The 21,716-nt window shown below is 57.4% G+C and carries 23 protein-coding genes and 1 tRNA gene; 13 read left to right on the top strand and 11 right to left on the bottom strand.

From position 1 onward, the window contains the following. The coding region (locus F8I07_RS06155) for a lysophospholipid acyltransferase family protein (protein ID WP_292657111.1) at positions 1–1,661 on the top strand (1,661 nt) is incomplete at its 5' end. Between the two features lie 7 nt (positions 1,662–1,668). Here the strand turns inward: F8I07_RS06155 and F8I07_RS06160 are convergent. After that, on the bottom strand, positions 1,669–2,457 hold the full coding sequence (locus F8I07_RS06160; protein ID WP_292657113.1) for an inositol monophosphatase family protein: 789 nt from the start codon (positions 2,455–2,457) through the stop codon (positions 1,669–1,671). A gap of 108 nt (positions 2,458–2,565) precedes the next feature. On the opposite strand from F8I07_RS06160, the gene F8I07_RS06165 reads away from it, so the two are divergent. Further along, entirely contained in the window at positions 2,566–3,372 is an 807-nt protein-coding gene (locus F8I07_RS06165; protein ID WP_292657116.1) for a paraquat-inducible protein A, read from the top strand. Between the two features lie 87 nt (positions 3,373–3,459). On the opposite strand, the gene F8I07_RS06170 is transcribed toward F8I07_RS06165, so the two are convergent. Then, positions 3,460–3,726 carry a DUF493 domain-containing protein gene (locus tag F8I07_RS06170; protein WP_292657118.1) on the bottom strand — a complete coding sequence of 89 codons (267 nt, stop codon included), beginning with the start codon at positions 3,724–3,726 and terminating at the stop codon, positions 3,460–3,462. Then, on the bottom strand, positions 3,704–4,177 hold the full coding sequence (moaC, locus tag F8I07_RS06175) for a cyclic pyranopterin monophosphate synthase MoaC (RefSeq protein ID WP_292657119.1): 474 nt from the start codon (positions 4,175–4,177) through the stop codon (positions 3,704–3,706). Before moaC ends, F8I07_RS06170 begins: the two co-directional genes overlap by 23 nt. A 155-nt stretch (positions 4,178–4,332) precedes the next feature. Between moaC and F8I07_RS06180 the strand changes: the two genes are divergently transcribed. From F8I07_RS06180 to F8I07_RS06205, 6 genes are all read left to right on the top strand, one after another. Next, positions 4,333–4,992: a recombinase family protein gene (locus F8I07_RS06180; protein ID WP_292657122.1), complete on the top strand. Its 660-nt coding sequence runs from the start codon at positions 4,333–4,335 to the stop codon at positions 4,990–4,992. A 31-nt stretch (positions 4,993–5,023) separates the two neighbouring features. Next, on the top strand, positions 5,024–6,499 hold the full coding sequence (gene ccoG, locus F8I07_RS06185) for a cytochrome c oxidase accessory protein CcoG (protein ID WP_292657125.1): 1,476 nt from the start codon (positions 5,024–5,026) through the stop codon (positions 6,497–6,499). 121 nt (positions 6,500–6,620) lie between these two features. Continuing rightward, positions 6,621–7,817, top strand: a complete 1,197-nt coding sequence (locus tag F8I07_RS06190; RefSeq protein ID WP_292657128.1) for an FAD-dependent oxidoreductase — start codon at positions 6,621–6,623, stop codon at positions 7,815–7,817. 182 nt (positions 7,818–7,999) lie between these two features. Then, positions 8,000–8,518: a thiol peroxidase gene (gene tpx, locus F8I07_RS06195; protein ID WP_292657130.1), complete on the top strand. Its 519-nt coding sequence runs from the start codon at positions 8,000–8,002 to the stop codon at positions 8,516–8,518. Between the two features lie 124 nt (positions 8,519–8,642). Next, a complete protein-coding gene (locus tag F8I07_RS06200) occupies positions 8,643–9,209 on the top strand; it encodes a L,D-transpeptidase family protein (protein ID WP_292657133.1) in 567 nt (188 codons plus the stop codon). Further along, on the top strand, positions 9,206–9,607 hold the full coding sequence (locus tag F8I07_RS06205; RefSeq protein WP_292657135.1) for a hypothetical protein: 402 nt from the start codon (positions 9,206–9,208) through the stop codon (positions 9,605–9,607). The genes F8I07_RS06200 and F8I07_RS06205 overlap by 4 nt, the downstream gene beginning before the upstream one ends. A gap of 341 nt (positions 9,608–9,948) precedes the next feature. Here F8I07_RS06205 and F8I07_RS06210 read toward each other — a convergent pair. The 3 genes from F8I07_RS06210 to dnaG all read right to left on the bottom strand — a co-directional run bounded on the left by F8I07_RS06210 (position 9,949) and on the right by dnaG (position 12,986). After that, positions 9,949–10,024: transfer RNA gene (locus F8I07_RS06210), tRNA-Ala, on the bottom strand. 312 nt (positions 10,025–10,336) lie between these two features. Next, entirely contained in the window at positions 10,337–11,323 is a 987-nt protein-coding gene (locus tag F8I07_RS06215) for an argininosuccinate synthase domain-containing protein (protein ID WP_292657138.1), read from the bottom strand. After that, positions 11,301–12,986, bottom strand: coding sequence for a DNA primase (dnaG, locus tag F8I07_RS06220; RefSeq protein ID WP_367264501.1), 1,686 nt, complete (start codon positions 12,984–12,986; stop codon positions 11,301–11,303). The genes F8I07_RS06215 and dnaG overlap by 23 nt, the downstream gene beginning before the upstream one ends. Before the next feature lie 43 nt (positions 12,987–13,029). Here dnaG and F8I07_RS06225 point away from each other — a divergent pair, with 43 nt between their 5' ends. The 5 genes from F8I07_RS06225 to F8I07_RS06245 all read left to right on the top strand — a co-directional run bounded on the left by F8I07_RS06225 (position 13,030) and on the right by F8I07_RS06245 (position 17,419). Next, complete coding sequence (locus F8I07_RS06225; RefSeq protein WP_292657141.1) at positions 13,030–14,064, top strand: hypothetical protein; 1,035 nt, start codon at positions 13,030–13,032, stop codon at positions 14,062–14,064. After that, positions 14,024–14,476: a ribonuclease HI gene (gene rnhA, locus F8I07_RS06230; RefSeq protein ID WP_292657143.1), complete on the top strand. Its 453-nt coding sequence runs from the start codon at positions 14,024–14,026 to the stop codon at positions 14,474–14,476. The genes F8I07_RS06225 and rnhA overlap by 41 nt, the downstream gene beginning before the upstream one ends. Positions 14,477–14,590: 114 nt before the next feature. Beyond that, complete coding sequence (rnc, locus tag F8I07_RS06235; protein WP_292657146.1) at positions 14,591–15,274, top strand: ribonuclease III; 684 nt, start codon at positions 14,591–14,593, stop codon at positions 15,272–15,274. Then, positions 15,271–16,353 carry a chorismate synthase gene (gene aroC / locus F8I07_RS06240; RefSeq protein WP_292657147.1) on the top strand — a complete coding sequence of 361 codons (1,083 nt, stop codon included), beginning with the start codon at positions 15,271–15,273 and terminating at the stop codon, positions 16,351–16,353. Before rnc ends, aroC begins: the two co-directional genes overlap by 4 nt. Before the next feature lie 16 nt (positions 16,354–16,369). After that, positions 16,370–17,419: a lytic transglycosylase domain-containing protein gene (locus tag F8I07_RS06245; protein ID WP_292657148.1), complete on the top strand. Its 1,050-nt coding sequence runs from the start codon at positions 16,370–16,372 to the stop codon at positions 17,417–17,419. A gap of 290 nt (positions 17,420–17,709) precedes the next feature. On the opposite strand, the gene F8I07_RS06250 is transcribed toward F8I07_RS06245, so the two are convergent. The 5 genes from F8I07_RS06250 to F8I07_RS06270 form a co-directional block, all read right to left on the bottom strand. Next, on the bottom strand, positions 17,710–19,119 hold the full coding sequence (locus F8I07_RS06250) for an ATP-binding protein (protein WP_292657151.1): 1,410 nt from the start codon (positions 19,117–19,119) through the stop codon (positions 17,710–17,712). Next, on the bottom strand, positions 19,113–19,790 hold the full coding sequence (locus tag F8I07_RS06255; protein WP_292657154.1) for a response regulator transcription factor: 678 nt from the start codon (positions 19,788–19,790) through the stop codon (positions 19,113–19,115). The genes F8I07_RS06250 and F8I07_RS06255 overlap by 7 nt, the downstream gene beginning before the upstream one ends. Continuing rightward, positions 19,787–20,491 carry a phosphate uptake regulator PhoU gene (locus tag F8I07_RS06260; protein ID WP_292657157.1) on the bottom strand — a complete coding sequence of 235 codons (705 nt, stop codon included), beginning with the start codon at positions 20,489–20,491 and terminating at the stop codon, positions 19,787–19,789. The genes F8I07_RS06255 and F8I07_RS06260 overlap by 4 nt, the downstream gene beginning before the upstream one ends. Beyond that, entirely contained in the window at positions 20,491–21,273 is a 783-nt protein-coding gene (gene pstB, locus F8I07_RS06265; protein WP_292657159.1) for a phosphate ABC transporter ATP-binding protein PstB, read from the bottom strand. Before pstB ends, F8I07_RS06260 begins: the two co-directional genes overlap by 1 nt. Further along, positions 21,270–21,716: PstA family ABC transporter permease (locus F8I07_RS06270; RefSeq protein ID WP_292657162.1), on the bottom strand; the 447-nt coding region annotated here is incomplete at its 5' end. The genes F8I07_RS06270 and pstB, both read right to left, overlap by 4 nt.

The following is a 21,716-nucleotide window of genomic DNA, read 5'->3' on the forward strand; positions in this document are numbered from 1 at the left end:
CTCTGGTGAACAAGGCGCTTTTCGGCGCACTGGGACGGCTGTTTCATGAAAGCGACATCAACGCCTTTATGCGGCAGCACCGTCACGTGGGTCCCTTTGAGTTTGTGGAGCAGGTGCTGGAGTATTTCGATTTCAGCTACAAAGTGACGCGCAAGGATGTCGAGAATATCCCCGCATCGGGACGGGTCGTTATCATCGCCAATCACCCGCTGGGGGCGTTGGATGCCCTCTCCTTGATCGACCTGGTCCATTCGGTACGCAGCGATATCAAAGTGGTGGCCAATGATTTGCTCACACAGATCGACCCCCTCGCTCCGATTTTGATCCCGGTGGACGTCCTGGGATCGGGGGTGGGCAAAGAGGCCGTCGGGCGAATCTACGAAGCGCTGGATCGGGAGGAGGCGGTGATCATCTTCCCCTCCGGGGAAGTCTCCCGGGCCCGTCCCACGGGGATCAAAGATCTGAAATGGCACAAGGGATTTCTCAAGTTCGCCACCCGCAAAGCGGCTCCGATCCTGCCCGTCTATATCAAGGCCAAAAATTCCGCGCTCTTTTATACCGTCTCGTCGATCAACAAAAAGCTCTCCACGGCGCTGCTTGTTCGGGAGATGTTCGCCAAAGAGGCCAAAAGTCTGGAGTTTCGCATCGGGGAGCTGATCCCCTACTCCAGCTATGCGGACAAGAAACTGCCGAGCAAGACGATGGTCAAGCTTTTTCAGAAGCATCTGTATCGCGTGGCCAGGGGGAAAGCGCCCATCTTCGCCACCCAGCGCAGTATCGCCCATCCGGAGAACAAGCAGACGCTTCGCCGGGAGCTTCGGGAGGCACTCCGGCTGGGAACAACCGGCGACGGGAAGGAGATCTATCTCTTCGATGCCCAGAAAGATTCGGCGGTGATGCGGGAGATCGCCCGGCTGCGGGAACTGACCTTCCGCAAAGTGGAGGAGGGGACAGGCAAACGCAGAGACCGAGATGATTACGATCTCTATTATCGGCATATCGTTTTGTGGGATGCGGAGGCGCTGGAGATCGTCGGAGCCTACCGGATCGGCGAAGGGGAGTATATCCGGGAGCATTACGGCAAGGAGGGATTCTACAGCGATTCACTCTTTCGACTTCAGGAGAGTTTCGCACCCTGTTTGGAGCATGGGATCGAACTGGGGCGGAGTTTCGTGCAACCGCGCTACTGGGGAAGTCGGGCACTCGATTATCTCTGGCAGGGGATCGGGGCCTATCTCTATCGCAACCCCCAGGTGCGTTATCTCTTCGGTCCGGTGAGCCTCAGCGGCAGTTACCCCAAGGGGGCGCAGAACCTGATCCTCTTTTACTATCAACACTATTACGGCGGGGGCGAAGAGATGCTCGACCCCAAACGCCCCTTCGTGATGAACCGCAGAGAGCGGGAGGAGGCCAAGGCACTCTTTTGCCTCGACGATCCCCGCAAGGATCTGGCGACGCTGCGTAAACAGTTACATTGCTACGGGGTGACGATCCCCACCCTCTACAAGCAATACGCCGAACTTTGCGAAGAGGGGGGCATCCGCTTTATGGGTTTCAATGTCGACAGTGATTTCAACGATTGCGTGGACGCCTTTATTTTGGTGGATCTGCAGAAGATCAAAGCGCAAAAAAAAGAACGCTACATCCGGGGCGATTCCTGAGGGGTAATCAGTTGACGGAGTAAGCGGGGAGTGCCTCCAGCAGCCGCGAATGGATCGCCGGGGTGCCGGCGACGATTCCTCGGTCCCCGAACCGGTAGGGGTGGCCCTCCAGGTTGCTCACGACTCCGCCCGCTTCTTGAACCAGCAAGATCCCTGCAGCGACATCCCAGGGTTTGAGATCGATCTCATAAAATCCTGCGAAAATCCCCCGGGCCAGGTAAGCCAGATCGCAAGCGGCGGCCCCCAGGCGGCGAAAATCCTGGATCTTGGGTAGGAGGGTCGAAAAGGCCTCCACGACCCAGCGGTATTCAGGACCTTTGTGGACTTTGGCATAGGGAAAGCCTGTGGCGATCAGGGCGTTTTGCAGCACCGTATCCTCCGATACGCGCAGACGCTCCTCGCCCAGCCAGGCCCCCGCCCCCCGTTCGGCCCAGAAGAGTTCGTCGAGGATCGGATTGTAGATCACCGCCAGCCGGGGCTCTCCCGCTTCCCAGAGCCCCAGAGAGATCGCCAGGTGGGGGATGCCGTGGACGAAGTTGGTGGTGCCGTCGATCGGGTCGATATAGATCGCCCGCTCCAGATCGTAGGCTCCGTCGTAGCTTTCCTCTCCTACCAGGGCATAGCCGGGAAAGGCGTCGGCCAGGGCTTCCAGAAGGAAACGCTCCGTCTCCACATCATACTGAGTCACCAAATCCACCACTCCCTTGTGGCGGATCTCCTTGCGGGAGTGATACCCCTCTCTTACCATTTCCCCGGCTTGCAGCGCGATCTGTTTCAATGTTTCGATTTTGGACATAATTTCTTTAATTCTCCATTCTCAATTTTCCATTCTCCATCCGAAAGCAAGGCTTTCGTTGGGATTATATCCTTTCGTTATAATCAATCTATGAAAACACGGACACTTTTGGAACTTTTTTGGAGCGTAGCGCTGCTGGTGCTGATGGCCTGGCTCGGCAAAGAGGGATACCGGGCCGCCATCGCCTATGAGCAGGCCGCCGGTGAAAGTGCGCAGATGATGCAGGCGGAAACCGTAGCGAAGTCCCGGCTCAAAGATTTGGCCAGCATGCTCACTTTCGGCGCGGTGAAAAACGATATCAGAGAGAAGCTGCAGCAGCTTCAGGAGAGACAGCGCGAGGCCAAAGCCAGGGCGCAGCGGGTCATCCTCTACTTCGCCGGTACGGTTCTGGCGGCACTGGCCAGTGCCTGGCTGCTGCCGATCCGCCTGGCGACGGGGCTGCTCTCTGCCGCGGCGCTGATTGCCCTGATCAACGGACTGGTGACGCCGATTTTGATGGTGACGGTCCACAAAAACGTGGAGTATCTGGGGGATGTGGTTCTTTCTTTTGAATCCAAAGGGATCCTGGGGTCGGTGGAGAAACTCTACCACGAAGGGAATCTCCCCATTGCCGGGGTGATTCTGCTCTTTTCGGTCCTGCTGCCCGCCGCCAAAACCCTTTCGCTGCTGTTTCTCTCCCTCTACGAGACTCGTCCATTCGCGATGAAAATGGTCCGCTTTTTCAAACATCTGGGGAAATGGTCGATGTTGGATGTCTTTGTGGTGGCGCTGCTGCTGGTTTTCCTCACCTCCCGGGGAACCGATGTGAGCCGGGCCGAAGCGGAGATTGGAATCTACTTTTTCCTGGCCTATGTGATCCTTTCCATGGCGGCGAGCCTGGCGGCGGAACGGATGCTTAAAAGAATTGAGAATTGAGAATTGAGAATGGAGGATTTTGGATTGATGAATTAAAAAATCAAACGACAAAGAGGGGCCGCGAGGCCACGTTTAAATGACAAACGACTAAATCACCATATCCACGTCGTCGTGGTCCTGAAAAGCCTTGAAGAGCTTGTCGCGCTCCTCTTTGGATTCGACGTGGCAGCTGGCGTTGTGGCTGTGGTATTTGCCGGTGCGGGAAGCGTTGCCGGGGGAGGAGAGGTGCTCCTTGTGCCCCAGGACATCCTGGACCGCCTGGGCCAGTTTTTCCTTGTCTTTGCCGATGATCTTGAATCCCCATTGCCGGGGGTAGGTCAGTTCGGGTTGTTTAGTCTCGTCGGAAGTCGCCACTTTTGCCTCCTGTTTTGGATTCGAGCCGGATCTCACGGATGACCATGCCCTTGTCGATGGCTTTGAGCATATCGTAGATGGTGAGCAGGCCCACGCTGACCCCGGTGAGGGCCTCCATCTCCACGCCCGTTTTCCCCGTCAGTTTGGCGGTAACCCAGAGGCGGAATCCGGGCAGTTCCGGAAGCTCTTCGATCTCCGTCTTGACGGAGCTGAGCATCAGCGGATGGCACATGGGGATCAGCTCCGGGGTGCGCTTGGCCCCCTGGATCGCCGCGATGACGGCGGTCTGGAGGACCGGGCCTTTTTTGGCGGTGTTTTCGACGACGGCCCGGTAGGCTTCGGGGGTCATTTGGATCAGCCCCGAGGCGGTCGCGGTGCGAACCGTTTCGCCTTTCTCGCTCACATCCACCATTTTCGGTTTGTCATGTTCATCCAGATGGGTCAGGGTCATTCTTTGTCAGATCCTCTCATACAAATTTGTTATGTAAAATGATTATAGCACAGCCACTTGACGAAAAAACGAAGAAATGACGTAAAAAAGATAAAAATTAAGAATTATTTCATCATTGAGCCGATATAGTTGCGGGTGAGGGTAAGGAGGTTGTTTTGACATATGCACTCATCAGACAGCTCTCCGGCGATGAATCGTTGCTCCGCCAGCGGGCGGCCATTATGGCCTATGCCGAGCGGAACCGGTTGACCCTTGAGAATGAGATGATCGAGTTTGAACAGGCAGGCCGCCCGCTCAAAGAGCGTAAGGCGTTTCAGGATTTTCTTCACTCCCTAAACGAAGGGGATCAGCTGGTCGTGGCGGAGTTGGAAGTCCTGGGTGAGACGATGGAAGAGGGGATCGTGGTGATCAACTGTATGCTGACCCACGGGATCACGCTTCATATCGTCCAGCCCAGTCTGATTGTGGAACGGGAGACGGGGTTGGCTCGGATCCTCCCGCTGATCATGCGCTTGGATGAGCAGCGTAAAACGCCCGAAAAGGACCATCGGGTCGGACGGCCCAAAGGTCGGCGCTCCGCCTCCAAATTCGATATCTATCTCCCCCAGATCATGGCCGGGCTCAAAGCCGACAAGAGCGTCAGCGCCCTGGCCAGAGAACTCGGAGTAAGCCGCAGTTCACTCAAGGACTATATTGAGTCACGGCGTCTCAAAGAGATACTGGACGATTCCTGGCTGGAACGGGCCAAAAAGAATCATCGGATGGCAGTGGCGGAAGAGCCGAAATTGGCTTGCACGCTCAATAATTTAGAGTAGAATACCCCATTTCAAGACAAAGGATGCAATGATGCAAGAGACAACGCTCAATGCAGGTGCGGCGCCCAAGCCCAAAAAGAAAAACCGGGCCAAAGAGTATCTCAAAGGCTGGGTCCCCTATCGGATCAAACGCTACTGGACCTTTGCCGCGATTACCATTGTGGCGCTGGTCCTTCCCTGGATTCGTATCAACGGCAATCACTTTTTTCTGTTGAACTTCGATCACAAACAGCTTCACTTCTTCTTCGTGCGTTTCGATATGCAGGAGCTCTATCTGATGCCTTTCCTGCTGATGCTGCTTTTCCTGGGGATCTTTGCGATGACCTCGGTGGGCGGCCGGGTCTGGTGCGGATGGGCCTGTCCCCAGACCATTTTCCGTGTCATCTACCGGGACCTCTTCGAAACCAAGCTGCTGCATCTGCGCAAGCGGATCAACAACAAGCAGATCGAGCCCGATTGGTCCAAGCCGGAGAATCAGATCAAGCGGCTGATCGCTATCGGGCTCTGGGCGATTCTGGCTTTTATCGCCGCAGCGGATTTCCTTTGGTACTTTGTCCCGCCTGAAGATTTCTTCCGCTATATCCAGGATCCCGCCAACCATACGGTTCTGATGGGCTTCTGGATCGGGATCGCGCTTTTCCTGATTGCGGACGTTGTTTTCATCAAGGAGAATTTCTGTGTCTATATCTGCCCCTACAGCCGGGTTCAGTCGGTTCTCTACGATGACGATACCCTGATGGCGGTCTATGACCCCGTCCGTGGCGGTCACATCTATGAAGGGCACGGAAACAATCGCCAAAAAGTCGTCAACTCTGTCAAGGAGTTGCATGCCAAAGAACCGGAGGCGGAGTGTACGGCTTGTGAAAGCTGTGTTAAGGTCTGTCCGACCCACATCGATATTCGTAAAGGGTTGCAGCTGGAGTGTATCAACTGCCTTGAGTGTGTCGACGCCTGTACCAAAGTCATGGGGGCGCTTGGCAAACCCTCGTTGGTGCGCTGGTCCAGTGAGCGAGAGGCGGTATTGCATGAGGGCAAGACCCGGATCTTCCGCCCCAAGGTCATCGCCTACTTCACGGTTTTGGCGATTGTTCTGGTGGCCCTATTCGTCATGGGAAGCAAAAAAGAGCATATGCTTCTCAACGTCAACAAGACGACCCGGCTTTACAAGATTCTGCCCGGCGGCGCGGTGGAGAACGATTATCTCTTCCTCTTCCAGAATACGCAGGATAAGGCTCACAAATATACCTTTGAGGTGCTGGGACACCCCGAGATCAAGATCGTCCGTCCCAAAGAGCCTTTCCATCTGGGTGCCCGGATGAAGAAGAAGAAGGTTGTCGTCCTCCAGACAGACAAAGTACTGGTCAAAAACACGCATAAAGATACGCCGATTCCCATCACCATCCACGCCTATGCAGTGGATGATCCCAAAGTGGTTTCGGTCCTGCGTAAGACCGTCTTCGTCTATCCCCGTTATGACCTGGTGGAAAAGGCAAAACAGTCCAAGTGATCTCCCGATCACACGAAGCGCTCCTCCGGTCAGTTTGGCCGAAGGGGCTTTTTTTAGCTAAAATTTCTGCATCTTATAGAAATCATCACAACACCTTATACCATGACGGAGAACTGTGAAAATGGAAACAAAAAAAGACAAAGTATTGATTCTCGGAGGAGGATTTGCCGGAGTTGAAGCCGCGATCTTCCTGCGAAAAGAGGGGTACTCTGTGACACTGGTGAGTGATCGGGACTACTTCTATATCTACCCTACTTCGATCTGGATTCCCACCGGAGAAGCGCAGTTTGAAGATATTTGTGTCCCGTTGAAGGAGCTGCAGGCTGCTCACGGTTTCGATCTGGTGATCGATGAGATTACCGAGATCGTCTCCAAAGAGCATCGGGCCATCGGGAAAAACGGGATCTACGAAGGGGAGTATCTGGTGATCGCCATCGGCAGCGGCAAGATGAAACACGAGGGGAGCGAACACTTTCTCTCCATCTGCGGCAAACCGGAAGAGTCCCTGAAGATCAAGGAGCGTCTGGACGCCCTCATCGCCCAAGGCGGCGGCAAGATCGCCATGGGGTTCGGCGGCAATCCCAAAGATCCCAGCAATGTGAGGGGCGGTCCGGCCTTCGAGGTGCTTTTCAATGTCCACAATCAACTCAAAAAGCTGGGGATTCGCGACAAGTTCGAACTGACCTTCTTCGCCCCCATGGAGTCCCCGGGAGCCCGGATGGGAGAACAAGCCCTCAAGATGATGGACGTTTTTTTCAACAAGCTGGGGATCAAAAAGCATTTCGGCAAGAAGATCGTCCGTTTCGAAGCCAACGGGATCGTTTTTGAGGATGAGAGCAAACTGGAGAGCGATTTCACGATGTTTATTCCCGCCGGTAACGGACACCCCGTTTTCCAAAACTCCGATCTGCCGCTCAACGATGCGGGGCTGATTCGGATCAACGACTACTGTGAAGTGCAGCACGATTTCGATGAGACACCGGAAAAGTACAACGTCTTCGCTATCGGGGACTCCGCTGCCATCGACGGTCCCGACTGGCGGGCCAAGCAGGGGCATATCGCCGAGGTAATGGCTCGTAACGTCGCTTTCAATATCGACGCGATGGCCAAAGGCAAAGAGGAACGCAAAGGGTATCTCGAGCACCTGAACATCCTCTGTGTGATGGACAGCGGGGACGGCGCGGCTTTCGTCTACCGCAACCACAAAGGAGGCAAGATGATCCCCCTGCCGGTGATTGGCCACTGGCTCAAAAAGGGATGGGGCTGGTACTGCCGCAACTCCAAACTGGGCAAAATTCCTCGCATTCCGGGAATGTAATCCCGGGCACCTCTTCTCTCTCCACCGTTTTAATATGTGTAATTGAGTAACACTTGATTCAGATCAATTTTTTTCTCTTCAAATAGGACAATTTTACTCCAAATTAGGATATACTGCTTTCAGTGCATTACCTCCACATCGGGGTAAGCGTAACACATCTCATCATTTCAAAAGGAAACAACATGGCAACAGTCACACTCAAAGGCAACGAAGTCAAACTGGCAGGCAACGAGAAAAAGGTCGGGGACAAGGCTCCCGAAGTCCAGGTCGTCAAATCTGACGATTTGAGCGACATTACCGTCGGCGGCGCCAAAGAGAACGCCCAGCTGATCGTTGCGGTTCCCTCTCTGGACACTCCCGTCTGTGCGATGGAGACCACCAAGTTCAATAATCAGGCCGCCGGCATCGAAGGGCTGGACGTCACTGTCGTCTCGATGGACCTCCCCTTCGCCGCCAAGCGCTTCTGCTCTACCGAAGGGATCGAAAACCTCACCGTCGCCTCCGACTACCGCAACAAGGATTTCGCCAATGAGTACGGCGTGCTCATCGCGGAAGGTCCCCTGGCCGGTGTGACCGCCCGGGCGATCTTCGTCATCGACCGTGACGGCAACATCGTCTACAAGCAGCTGGTTCCCGAGATCACCGAAGAGCCTAACTATGACGAAGCGCTTGAAGCGGCCAAAGCGGCTGCCACCAAGTAAACACTCTCCCTCATATCCATCTCGACGCGTCAAGCGAAGAGATGGTTTTCTCCCTCCTCATTTTTGCCTGTTTTATCAATCCTTTCTATGCTAAAATACTCAAAATTTCCATCAAGGACAGGGTATGAAAAAACTTTATGCACTCCTCACGGCAGGTGTCGTGATTTGGATCGGCGGCTGTAGTCAGCCCAGCGGTCGTACAGAAGGACACTACAGTGCCAAAGATTGCAAACCGGTCCCCTTCCGTCCCGATCGTGCCGCCGACAAAGTGGTGATCAAGCAGCATGAGCACAAGCTTTATGTCTATCACAACGGCAAAGTGATCAAGGTCATGCGAACTTCTCTGGGGAAATACACGATGAGCAAAGGCCCCAAGGTCAAGCAGGGAGATTTCTGTACCCCTGTCGGTCACTACAAGATCGTCGACAAGCGTTGCCACAGCCTCAAATACCGTGCTATGACCATCTCCTACCCCAATGCCGAGGATCTGGCCCGGGCCAAGAAGCTGGGGGTGAAGCCCGGGAACTATATCACCTTCCACGGACAGCCCTACTGGAACCGTGACGGCCATGGCGATACCTATACCCTCTCCCACGACTGGACCAACGGCTGCATCGCCCTGACCAACAAAGACCTCGACTGGCTCTGGAGCGCCGTCAAACCCGGAACTCCTATCATCATCGAGCGATGAGTCACTCCTCCGGCGGCCGCTATTCCCCCAAACAGATCGAGAAATACCGACGCCAAAAATATATCGCCCATCTGGAGAAGATCGGCAAAAACCTCTTTCGGATGCTCCGCCGTCCGGAGACCTCCTCCGCCGATTTCCGCTCACGATTTTCCAAACTGATGCAAAAGCTGGACTCTTTGGAAAGCATTCGCCTGGACAGCGAATATCTGCGTGAGAGCGAAGCCTACTACCGGCGTTTCTTTTCTGCAATCGATCACGAAGATTTTTCCCAACAGAATCTTCAGGAGATCCGGGAAGCCGAGATGAGCAATCTCAACCGCCTGCAAAAGATGAAAAACCGCAGCAGCTACCGGAAAGAGAAGCACAGGGAAAAGGCGAAAAGCGATGGCTGGGAATAGAGATGGGCCAACCTCTTCTGAAAAATCCCTCGTCACTCTGGCTCTAAGCAGGGATCTACGGTATCAAATATTTGTGACCCCCAAAGTTGCCCTTAATTTTTCTGACTTAAACTTGATCGTTGCGGAGGGAAATAGATGGGAAATCGAGTGTTCCGAAAAATCACCGGTTTCACTCGATAACTCTGGCAGTCGCGAACGCAAGCGCCCGTTTCACGGGTTGAGCGCTTCTTTGTCGCCATCGAGTAAAACCTCTCATGTATGTTTTTCAGAGGGGTGATTAGCTAAAAAGGTCTGCACATTATTGATTGGTTAGACTGTATAAGATTGGAAAAACGGGGAAATGGTGGACCCTACCGGGATCGAACCGGTGACCTCCACGCTGCCAGCGTGGCGCTCTCCCAGCTGAGCTAAGGGCCCGGGAAAGAAGTGACGGCATTATAGCCGAGGGAACTTTAAATGAGGCTGAACCATCCATAGGACTTCCCTTCATTTCTTTTTCTTTGTTTCGCGATAAAGAAAAAGAGAACGAAGCAAAGAAAAAGAAAACGCGAGGGACTGACGTCCGGGTGAAGACGCCATGTGCTGCGAAACTCAGTGAGGCGTTCAGTATGAGAGTCCGAGCAAATCGCTATCGGAAATTTGATTCCGTATCGGCATTATAATGGACACTCCGAACCCTGGATTCCGGGTCAGGCCCGGAATGACAGGGTTGTCAAGGTTCTCAACTGTTCATGCTTTCAGCACGAAGTATTGCTGAGCCTCCGCCTTACTCTCGAAAGGTTCCACCTCGTATTCCTCCTCACCTACTTTGACCCGGTAGAGTTCCCCGGGGCGGCTCTTGCCGTAGGTAAGGGCGATGCGGGCGGCGAGGCGTCGGTCGGCCTCGGTGGCACCCCGGTAGAGCAGAGAGTAGGGGCCGGTGACCGGTAGGCGGATGGGGAGGTAGTCGGGGTTGACCATCCGCAGGAGGGCCTCGTTGTCCTCCTTGTGGCGGCCGACGACCAGTTTGGCACCGTCGGGGAGGCGGAAGTGACGGCCGTGTTTGAGCAGGTCGATGTCCTCCACGCCGAACTCCTCGTGGGCGATGAAGTCCCGCAGTTTGGCGCTGAAGGCCGGATCGGTGAGCAGGCAGCCGCCGCCGGGGCTCTCGTAATCCTCCCAGCCGTACTCCGCCGCCATCTTCAGCTGGCGTTCCCGGCTGCGTCCGTTGATGTCGAGCAGCTTCTCCCGATCGACCCATCCTTCGATCTCGGGTTTGGTGGGCTCCAGGAGTTTGGCCGACAGGGGACGCAGAATCAGGCGGTCCTCGTTGTCACCGGCCAGTTTGCTCACTTGGCGCAGGGCGTCGGGCCTCTGGCTCATGGGGCGTTGGCCCACCACTTCGCCGGTGAGGAGGAACGAAGCATTCTCCTCTTCCATCAGGGCCCGGGCGATCCTGAACATGTAGCCGTGGCAGTCGATGCAGGGATTGAAATTCTTCCCGTAACCGTAGACCGGATCGAAGAGGATATTCTGAATGTAATCCTCCCGCACATCCACCATGCGGAACGTCGCACCTGCCATCTCGGCCCGGCGGCGGAGCTGCTCGCTCACGTCGCCAGTACTGCCGAAGCCGATATGGACATGCAGGGCGGTCACATCGATCCCCTGGTCGGTGATCAGTTTGACGGCCAGCATGCTGTCCAGCCCGCCGCTAAAGAGTGAAATCGCTCGCATAGGGTACCAGTTCTCCTTTTTTCAGTCGGGGAAGTATATCGGTTTTGATCTTCCGGATCCAGTAGCTTTTTTTGGCATAGGGGAGGCTTGCATCCCGGGTCAGGAGCTGGAGACGTCGACGATAGTAGCTCTCCATCTGGGCCCGCAGGGTCTTCCAGAAAGCCTCCTCCTCCAGGGGCTGAATCCGGTCATCGATGGCGATACGCAGCAGGAGCGGATGCTCGCGGTCTCCCCGGATCAGCGCCTCGAAGGCCTCCCGGGATTCTCCGGCCATTTCGGGAGCCACCAGGTCCAGGACCTCGTCGACGAGCCGTTCGTTCTCCAGCAGAGTCCGCAGGATCGCCTGCCAGGCGGGATCCTCTTTGTGCCGGGAGAACTCCTCCCGGGTTCGGCTCAGGTTGCGCCCCGGGGCGAAGAGGGCGGCGGGGACCCCCAGCAGGGTGGCGGCCTGGGGGATGGTGGCCTCCCGGACGATGGGACTGAGAGTCTCCAGAAAACTTTTGGCTTCGGCGAAGGCTTTCTCCTTTTGGCGGGGATCGCCCAGGTCGTGGGCTTCGGCGATCTTCTCCAGGACGAAGGGGATCAGCGGGGTGCCGCCTTTGAGCAGCCGCTTGAGCCCCTCCAGGTCGCCCTGCTGGACCATATCCGCCGGATCCTGTCCGCCGGGGAAGAGGACCACCGACCCCTCGAAGCCGTGGGGGGCCAGGAGGCGGGCGGCCTTGAGGGCGGCGGCAATCCCGGCACTGTCCCCATCGTAGGCGAGGGTGATGCGCGGCTCTCCCTTCTTCAGCAGCGGCAGGTGTTCGGCGGTCAGGGCGGTCCCCAGGGTGGCCACGGCGGTGGTGAAACCCGCCTGGTGGAGCAGGATCACATCGAGATACCCTTCGCAGACGATCAGTTCCTTTCTCCGGTAGATTGACTCCTTGGCCCGATGGTAGCCGTAGAGGAGGCGGGATTTGTTGAAGAGCCGGGTCTGGGGGGAGTTGATATATTTGGCGGGGTGGTCTCCCAGGGTGCGGCCGCCGAAGCCCGCCAGCGCCCCCGCCGGAGAGTAGATGGGGAAGGTGACCCGGCGGTTGAGGCGGGCGTAGAACTCTCCCCGCTCTCCCTGGGCGACGATCCCCGCTTCGGCGGCCTGGGGCAGGGGAATGCTCCGGGAGCGGAGAAAGGCCATCACCTGGCTGCCGTCGGGGACATAGCCGATGCCGAAATCTTCGATGGAGGACTGGGTGATTCCCCGGGAGCGCAGATACTCCATCGCCTGGGGTTCCCGGTCCAGATTGGCGCTGTACCACTGCTGCATCAGTTCCAGGACCCGCTTGGCTTCGCTGTACTGGCCGCTGCCCTGGGTGTAGCGCAGGGAGAAGTTGTACATCGCTGCCAGCTTTTCGATCGCTTCGGGATAGCTGAGTTTCTCGTACTCCATGACGAACTTGATGGCGTCGCCTCCCACCCCGCAGCCAAAGCAGTGGTAGATCTGCCGCTGGGGGTTGACGTTGAAGCTGGGGGTCTTCTCCCCGTGGAAGGGGCAGTTGCACTTGTAGTTGGCTCCGGCTTTTTTCAGCTCGAGGTAGTTGCCGATCACATCGACGATATCGATGGACTGTTTGAGGGCTTCGATGGAGGAGGGATCAATCATGACGTGATTATAGTCTATTTTCAATATCGCTATAATATCTTTTCAAACTTCAAGCGAAAGAGGTCCGGTGAACGGCTTTCTCCCCAGTTATCATGATCCTGTCTTCAGCATCATCCTGATCGTCCTCATTGCGATTGCGGTGGCGATGGTGGCCCACGCCTGGGGGGTCTACCGGCGGGAGCGGCTGCAGAAGAGCCTCTACTCCTTCCTGGATAAATTCGACACCGCCTCCTGCAGCCTCGAAGAGGAGGAGGTCCCTTACGAAGAAGGGATGGCCAAGCCGCTCCTGCTCCTGGCCAAAGCTTTCGAACAGAGCGGCAACTACGCCAAAGCCATCAGCATCTGTCTCTATCTGATCCGCCATACCCGGGACGATGAGCTGCTGATCTATCTGGGGAGCGTCTATCTGCGGGCCGGCTTCTATCAGCGGGCCGAAGAGATCTTTCTGGAGATCATCGGCCGGCATCCCCGGCGTAAAGACGTGCTCCGTCAGCTGGAATATCTCTACGAGTCGCTTCAGGAGTTCGACAAGGCGTGGGAGGCGCTGGAGGCGCTCCGGGCCCAGGGGGAGGAGACCCGGGCGATGGAGGAGCACCTGCGTTTCCTAGAGATACGCCATGACCGGGAGCGGCTCCCCTCGGAAAAGGCCGAGGCGCTGGAGCAACTGCTGGGGGAGGAGCCGAGTCTCTACCGCCCGATTCTCCAGGAACTTTTTCGTCTGGATACCCAAAAGGCCTGGCATCATGTCCGCGCCGAACGTCTTCCGGAGATCCTGGATCTGCTTTGGTATCTGCCGCCGGCCCAGCTCCAATTGGATATAATCTCCCAAAAACCAGCCTTGAGGGCGCTCTATTACGCCCGGGGTGATCTGGCGGAGGCCCCGGAGGAGACTTTGGGCAATTTTGCCGTGGATATGCTGGGGGCTGCCCGCCGGAGCGGATACCACGAAGGGGACCTGGCCTTCGGTTATCTCTGTACGGCCTGCAAGCAGAGCTTCCCGGTCTCTTTCGTCCGCTGCCCCGCCTGTCTGGCCCTCAATACGCTGAAAGTCGAGGAACGTCTTGTCCAGCAGCACGCGCAAAACCGTGACACTCTACTCTGACGGCTCCAGCCTGGGCAATCCGGGGCCCGGCGGCTATGCCGGGATTCTGGAGTATCGGGGCAAACGCCGGGAGTATGCGGGCGGCGAACCCCTGACCACCAACAACCGGATGGAGCTTCGGGCGGTGATCGAGGGGTTGAAGCTCCTCAAAGAGCCCTGCAGTGTGGAGGTGGTCACTGACAGCAGCTACGTGGCCAAGGCTATCAACGAGTGGTTGCCCGGCTGGGTGGCACGCGGTTTCAAAAAGGTCAAAAACCCCGATCTCTGGCAGGAGTATCTGGCGGTCTCGGCTCCTCATCAGGTCCATGCTACCTGGGTGCGGGGGCACAACGGCCATCCGGAGAACGAGCGGTGCGACGAACTGGCCCGGAGCGAGGCGGAACGGCAGAAGGAATTGAGGATGGAGAATTGAAGATGGAGAATGTTGGATTGCATTGCTGTGCAACGCTTCTATCCAAACGACAGAAGGGGCGAGACCTCGTTCAAATGACTAACGACTATCGACGAAGAACGGAGCGGTAAAAGTATGGAAAACAACTATCGGGAACTGGAAAAGCGACTCGGCTACGAATTCGAGAAGAAGCAGCTGCTGATCGAAGCGCTGACCCACAAGAGCTATAAAAAGCCCTACAACAATGAACGGCTGGAGTTTCTGGGGGATGCGGTGCTGGACCTGATCGTGGGGGAGTTTCTTTTTCACAAATTCCCCAAAAGTGACGAAGGGGTTCTCTCCAAAATCCGGGCTTCTCTGGTCAACGAGAGCGGTTTCGCCACCCTGGCGCGGGCCATCGACCTGGGGCGCTACATCTACCTCTCCCCCGCCGAGGAGAACAATCAGGGCCGCAGCAAACCCTCTCTCCTCTCCAACGCCTTTGAGGCGGTGATCGGGGCGATCTATCTGGAGGCGGGGCTGGAGAGGGTCCGCTCCATCGTCGTACGGCTCCTGGACGAGACCTACCCCAAAATCGATCTGGATACCCTCTGCAAAGATTACAAAACCGCCCTCCAGGAGCTGACCCAGGCGACCCATGGGGTGACCCCCGACTACGAGATGATCGGCTCCAGCGGCCCCGACCACCGCAAGGAGTTCGAGGTAGCGGTCAAGCTTCAGGGGCAGACCGTCGCTACCGCCCGGGGCCGGAGCAAAAAAGCGGCTCAGCAGAAGGCGGCGGAGATCGCCCTGGAGAAACTGCGCAAGGAGCGGCGATGAACACCTTCGGCCGGAAACTGCGACTGACCACCTTCGGCGAATCCCACGGACGGGCCATCGGCTGTATACTGGACGGGGTACCGGCGGGGCTGGCTATCGACGAGGCCTTCATCCAGAGCGAACTGGATCGCCGCCGTCCCGGACAGAGCGCCCTGACCACCGGACGCAAAGAGCCCGACCGGGTGGAGATCCTCTCCGGCGTCTTCGAGGGGATGAGCACCGGCACCCCCATCGCCATGGCGATCTTCAACACCGATCAGAAGAGCCGGGACTACGAAAACGTCAAAAAACTCTTCCGCCCCGGCCACGCCGACTACACCTACTGGCAGAAGTATGGGATCCGGGACTATCGGGGCGGGGGACGCTCCAGTGCCCGGGAGACCGCCGCCCGGGTCGCCGCCGGAGCCATCGCCAAGCTGATGCTGCGCGAACTGGGGGTGACGGTGGAGGCGGGGATCCTGGAGATCGACGGGATCGAGGCGCAGCGTTACGATTTCGCCCACGCCCGTGAAAGTCTTCTCAACGCCTTGGACCCCGAAGCGGAGCCTGCCCAGGAGGCGGCGGTCCTGGCGGCCAAGGAGGCCCACGACTCCGTCGGAGGTGCCGTTCTGACCCGTGCCACCGGGGTGCCGGCGGGGTGGGGAGAACCCCTCTACTACAAGCTCGATGCCGTGCTGGCCGAGGCGATGATGGGGATCAACGCCGCCAAGGCGGTAGAGATTGGCGCCGGCGCCGCCGCGGCGCGGATGAAAGGGAGCGAGAACAACGACGCTCTGACTCCCGGGGGCTTCGAGAGCAACCACAGCGGCGGCATCCTGGGGGGCATCAGCAACGGCGACGAAATTTATGTCACCACCTGGTTCAAACCCACTCCCAGTATCTTCAAAGAGCAGCAGAGCCTCACCACCGAGGGCGAGAGCATCCGCTACAAACTCAAAGGCCGCCATGACCCCTGCGTCGCCATCCGGGGCGTGATCGTCTGCGAAGCGATGATGGCCCTGACCCTGGCCGATATGGCGCTCTTGAATTTGGGAAGTCGGATGGAACACCTGGCGGCGATTTACCGATCGCCGAATTGAGAATTGAGGATTGAGAATGGAGAATTTCAAGTTTCAATTCTCCATCAAAAATCGGTTACTAGTTCCTAGTTACTCGTTACTAGTTTTCAAACTTCGGTTCCTCATTCTCTTCCTATGCCTTGCCATCGTTCCCCTGCAGGCGAAGCGTATCGACTACTCCCGCCTTCCCGCCGCTCAGGCCTTTGTCAACCGGATGCATACGCGTTACGGTTTTGACAAGGGAGAGCTTGTCAAACTGTTGAAAGCGGCGAAGCATCAGGGCCGGACTCTGGCACGCTATCAGGGGCGGGTCAAGGTGGGAGCGACCGATTACAGCTGGCACCGTTACAAGAGCAAGATTCTGGTTGACGAAAGTGTCAGGTTGGGTGTCAAGTTTATGCGACAGCAGCGCCACTGGCTCTTGAAAGCCTCCCGGAAGTACAGAGTGTCACCGGAGATCATCACCGCCTTTATCCGAGTCGAGAGCAAATTTGGTCTCTACGGGCACGAGTATCCGGTCTGGGACTCTCTGGTGACCCTGGCTTTCAATCCCAACCGCAAGCAGAAGTTCTTCCGCTCCGAGCTGGAGAAGCTGCTGATTCTGGCGCGGAGAAACCGGCTGAACGTCCTGAAACTGCGGGGCTCTTTTGCCGGGGCGATGGGCTGTGTGCAGCAGGTCCCTTCGATCCAGCTGCGCTATGGCGTGGACCTGGATGGTGACGGACGCAAGGATCCCGACTCCATGGCCGACTGTATCGGCTCCATCGCCAACTTTCTCCACCATTACGGCTGGCGGAACGACCGGCCCACCCTGGTGCGTGCGCGGCATCGGGGGCAAGGCTTCCTGCGCCTAAGCAGTGGCTACCGCAGCCGCTACCCTTTGGCGGTCCTCAGGCGCTACGGCGTCGAACCGGCCGCTCGATTCCCCGGATCACAGGCCTACTATATCCGGATGCGCGATGGGAAAAAGTGGGATCTCTATCTGGGAGACCGCAACTACCGGATCATCACCCTCTACAACGCCTCTAAGCGCTACGCCGTGACGATCGCACTCTATGCGAAAGCGCTGAAGGGAATGGAGGATTGAGAATGGAGGATGGAAGATGGAAGATGGAGGATTTTTGGATTACGTTCTTTGAATAACCCAAGAGTTGCGCTTCCGTCATCCTGAACTCGATTCAGGATCAACGGCTTCATGGGTATTTTGGGCCCTGGATTCCGGGTCAAGCCCGGAATGACGGAGGTATTTCGGAGGGCTCAATTGAAAAAGACTTGACAAAGATTGTCAGCTGTAGGTCGGGAAGCCGATGCGGGAATGTATTCCCTCCCTCATCGATCCGCGTTGTAAAGCAACGCCCCAAAATATCCAGTTACTAGTTACTCGTTACTCGTTACTAGTTGTCCTTTCATTTTCCCCAGCGAAAACCCAAAAACCGACCCCTCTCCCGGAACACTACGGATCTCCAGTTCAGTGTCGTGAAGCTGGAGGATATATTTGACGATGTAGAGGCCCACGCCGATGGAGTTGTTCCAGCTGTGGCGGTCGACGCGGTAGAACTTTTTGGTGATCTTCTCCAGCTCTTCGTTGTCGATTCCTTCCCCATGGTCGATGACCTCCATCCGTGCTCCGTCGCAGCGGAGGGTTACGTCATCTTCCGAGTATTTGAGGGCGTTCTCCGTCAGGTTCATCAGGACCTGCTCCAGCATATCCCGATCCGCTTCGATCTCCACCGGAGCGCACTCCAATCGGATATTTCGGCCGGGGTACTTCTGCAGGAGGGTCTCCCGGACCGATTGGGCGATCTCCCCAAGGCGGAAGCGGCTCTTGCGTAGGGTGAAGGTGCGGTTTTCCAGCTTGATGGCCAGGGCGAGGCGGTCGATCATGTGGGAGATCTTTTCGGCGTTGGTCTGGATCTTGTCGAGGAAGCGTCGGCGGATCTCCGGATCGATATTCTGTCCCTCCTGCAGGGTCTGGGCGTAGCCCATCACCGCGGCGACGGGGTTTTTGAACTCGTGGCTGATGGCGCTGATAATGTCGCTTTGACGCTGGGTGAGGGTTTTGAGTTTTTTGGTGTATTTGGCTTTTTGACGCTCCCGTTTGGCCAGCTTTTTGGCGACCTTTTGGAGCATCCTGCGGATTTCGGCAAATTCACGGCAGCACTCTACGGGTGCGATGTCGGCATCGTAGTTCTTTTCCAGGAGCTGCTCCAGCCCCTCGTGGATCTGTCCGCTCTCTTTGCCGATGCGTCGGTTGAGCCTCAGGCTGAAGAGGAAGATGCCCCCCAGGATCAGAGCGAAGACTCCCAGGGCTTTGAGCCAGAGGGAGAGGAGCTGCCGTTGGATACTGGCCAGGGAGTAGGCGGCCCGGACGAAACGGCCCCGGTCTTTGTGAGCGACGTAGAGCAGGTCCACGTCCAGAGTCGCGGAGTGACGGACTGCTTCGCCCCATCCTTTGGCTTTGGCTTCCAGGATCTCGGGACGCGTGGCATGGTTCTCCATGCCGACCGGGGAACGGTTGCTCTCGTAAAGAACTCGTCCGTCGGGGGCGATGACGGTGATGCGCACGTCTGTTCGGTGATGGATCTGACGAAGGGTCTGGGGGATCCGGGCAGGGGGAAGGTCTTTCAGGTCATACTCCAGGACCGTCAGCAGATTGCGCAGCATTCTCGCGTGGGTCTCGATCTCCATCTGGCGAAGGAGGTAGTAGCCGATGAGCGCGGCCACGAGAAAGGTCCCGGTCAGGATCAGCGCCATCCGCCGAAAGAAGAGCTGGGAGAGCTTCAGCACAGCCGATACCCCACGCCCCGCACCGCCTCGATATAGGGGTGTTCGGGATCGTTTTCGATCTTCTTCTTCAGGCGGTTGACGGCCACGTTGACCGTCTTTTCGCCCCGCTCCTCTCCGTCGGACCAGACCTCTTCCAACAGCTCGTCCCGGCTGATGACCCGGTCGGGGTTTTCGAGGAAATAGCGCAGCAGATCGAATTCCAGCCGGGTCAGAGAGAGCGGCGCTTCCTCCAGCCGGGCCCGCCGACTCGGTAGATCCATGACCAAAGCACGGTGGCGCAGCAGTTCCGGTTCCTGTTCGCCGGAGCGTCGCAGCAGGGCCTTGACCCGCCAGACCAACTCGTTCATGTTGAAGGGTTTGCGCAGGTAGTCGTCGCCGCCCCGCGCGAATCCCTCCTCCACCTCTTCGTCACGGTCTTTGGCGGTGACGAAAATCACCGGCTGTTCATAGCCCTCCCTGCGCAGTTGGCGTACCAGTTCGCTCCCTTCCGCTCCGGGAAGGTTGCGGTCGACCACCATCAGGGCCACATCTTCCTCCTCCAGAGCCTGACGCACCCCGTGGGTGGAGAGGAAGCCCATGGTCTCGAAACCGGCACTCTGGAGATGAAACTCCTCCAGCTCCAGGATATCCTTTTCGTCTTCGAGGATGAGGATGAGCGGGGCGGGGTTCACAGCTTGAGTTTCCCCCCTTCGAGGGCGTAGCGGGCCAGCTTGACGATGTTGATGCTCCGGTCGCTGATCCGCTCCAGCTTGCGCAGGATATGGAGTTCGTCCACCAGCTCTTCGGCCTGGTCGGGATGGGCACAGATGTTGCTGACCATGTTCTTCTCGAGAATGGAGATGAAGTCATCGCATTTGCTCTCTTCGACACTGATGCGCCGGGAGATATTGTCCAGGCGGTCGGGGTCTTCCTCTTTGATCGCCTCCAGGGCCAGGTGCAGGGCCGTCTCGGTACTCTGGTAGAAGGCCCGGGCCGTTTCGGTGAGCAGGGGACGCACCGACGGTTTCTCCCCCGTCGCTTCTTCTTCTTCTTCTTCTTCACCGCCCGCCATCTGCTTGAGCAGATTCCTGGCGTGGGCCTTGAGGTAGTCGCCGATGCGGGAGAGTTCGCTGGCGATCTTGATGAGTGCCACGACCCGGCGCAGGTCCGAAGCCTCCGGCGCGTAGAGGGCCAGGGTGGTGATGATGTTCATATCGATTTTGGCGTTGGCCTTGTGGTTGCCTTTGAGGAGCTTGCGGGCCTCTTCGAGCTTTTGGGTCTCCTGGTTTTGCAGCCCTTCGACGATGAGCTGCAGCGCTTTTTCGTCCAGTTCGCCGAAGGCGTAAACCTCTTCGGTGATCTTGTTGAGGGCCTCTTCGTATTTTTTCAGCATTATCCGAACCTCCCGGTGATGTACTCTTCGGTCAATTTCTCTTTGGGGTTGACGAAGATCTTTTCGGTCTTGTCAAATTCTATCAGATCCCCGAGATACATGAAAGCGGTGTAGTCGCTGACGCGACTGGCCTGTTGCATATTGTGGGTGACAATGGCGACGGTCACCTCCTCTTTGAGCTCGGTGACCAGCTCCTCGATGGCCCCTGTGGAGATGGGGTCCAGGGCGCTGGTAGGCTCGTCGAAGAGGAGCACCTGGGGTTTGAGGGCGACCGCCCGGGCGATGCAGAGCCGCTGCTGCTGTCCCCCCGAGAGCCCCATGGCGCTCTGCTTGAGGCGGTCTTTGACCTCGTTCCAGATTGCCGCGCCTTTGAGGGCCTTTTCGACCCGACCGTCGAGCTCGCTTTTGTTTTTGATCCCCGCCAGGCGCAGGCCGTAGGCGATGTTGTCGTAGATGCTCATCGGAAAAGGCGTAGGCTTCTGGAAAATCATCCCCACCCGCTGGCGCAGGCGGATCAGTTCGTCCTCTTTGCTGTAGCTGAGGATGTTCTCTTCGTTACCGTTTTGGTCATAGAGGAGGATCTCCCCTTCGTATTGGTTGCCGGGGTAGACGTCGTGGATCCGGTTCCAGGAGCGCAGTAGGGTCGATTTGCCGCAGCCGCTGGGGCCGATGAGGGCGGTGACCTTGTTGGCGTAGATGGGCATGTCGATCCCTTTGAGGGTCGGCTTGTCGGCGCCGGCGTAGGTGAAGTAGAACTCCTTCGTATCCATCGCGAGATTCATTTGATCTTCCTTTTTCTGAAAATATAGCGGGTGGTGAGGTTGATCAGCAGCACCAGGGCGGTCAGGATCACCGACCCGGCCCAGGCGAGATTCTGGCTGGGCTTGTCGGGGAAGGTGGCCAGCTGGTAGATACTGACGGTCAACGAGGGGAACTGTTGATCCATATTGAGAGTGAAGTAGTCGTTATTCGCCGAGGTAAAGAGCAGAGGCGCCGTTTCGCCGACGACCCGGGCGAAGGCCAAAAGGATCCCCGTCACCAGGCCGATCTTGGCCGCTTTGAGGACGATGGTGAGGATCACCTGGGCTTTGGAAGCCCCTAGGGCGATCCCGGCCTCCCGGAGCTCCTGGGGAACCAGGGAGAGCATGGAGTCGGTGGTGCTCACGACGATGGGAATCATCATAATCGCCAGGGCCACACTACCGGCCCAACCGTTGAAGCCGCC

Source organism: Nitratifractor sp., from assembly GCF_015487065.1.
In the GTDB taxonomy this organism is placed as follows: domain Bacteria; phylum Campylobacterota; class Campylobacteria; order Campylobacterales; family Sulfurovaceae; genus Nitratifractor.

Excerpts from the sequence above, each read along its gene's own strand:
- F8I07_RS06160 (WP_292657113.1), bottom strand. The coding sequence starts at position 2,457 with ATGTCCAAAATCGAAACATTGAAACAGATCGCGCTGCAAGCCGGGGAA.
- moaC (WP_292657119.1), bottom strand. The coding sequence starts at position 4,177 with ATGACCCTGACCCATCTGGATGAACATGACAAACCGAAAATGGTGGAT.
- ccoG (WP_292657125.1), top strand. The coding sequence starts at position 5,024 with ATGCAAGAGACAACGCTCAATGCAGGTGCGGCGCCCAAGCCCAAAAAG.
- F8I07_RS06190 (WP_292657128.1), top strand. The coding sequence starts at position 6,621 with ATGGAAACAAAAAAAGACAAAGTATTGATTCTCGGAGGAGGATTTGCC.
- tpx (WP_292657130.1), top strand. The coding sequence starts at position 8,000 with ATGGCAACAGTCACACTCAAAGGCAACGAAGTCAAACTGGCAGGCAAC.
- F8I07_RS06200 (WP_292657133.1), top strand. The coding sequence starts at position 8,643 with ATGAAAAAACTTTATGCACTCCTCACGGCAGGTGTCGTGATTTGGATC.
- F8I07_RS06205 (WP_292657135.1), top strand. The coding sequence starts at position 9,206 with ATGAGTCACTCCTCCGGCGGCCGCTATTCCCCCAAACAGATCGAGAAA.
- F8I07_RS06215 (WP_292657138.1), bottom strand. The coding sequence starts at position 11,323 with ATGCGAGCGATTTCACTCTTTAGCGGCGGGCTGGACAGCATGCTGGCC.
- rnc (WP_292657146.1), top strand. The coding sequence starts at position 14,591 with ATGGAAAACAACTATCGGGAACTGGAAAAGCGACTCGGCTACGAATTC.
- aroC (WP_292657147.1), top strand. The coding sequence starts at position 15,271 with ATGAACACCTTCGGCCGGAAACTGCGACTGACCACCTTCGGCGAATCC.
- F8I07_RS06245 (WP_292657148.1), top strand. The coding sequence starts at position 16,370 with ATGGAGAATTTCAAGTTTCAATTCTCCATCAAAAATCGGTTACTAGTT.
- F8I07_RS06260 (WP_292657157.1), bottom strand. The coding sequence starts at position 20,491 with ATGCTGAAAAAATACGAAGAGGCCCTCAACAAGATCACCGAAGAGGTT.
- pstB (WP_292657159.1), bottom strand. The coding sequence starts at position 21,273 with ATGAATCTCGCGATGGATACGAAGGAGTTCTACTTCACCTACGCCGGC.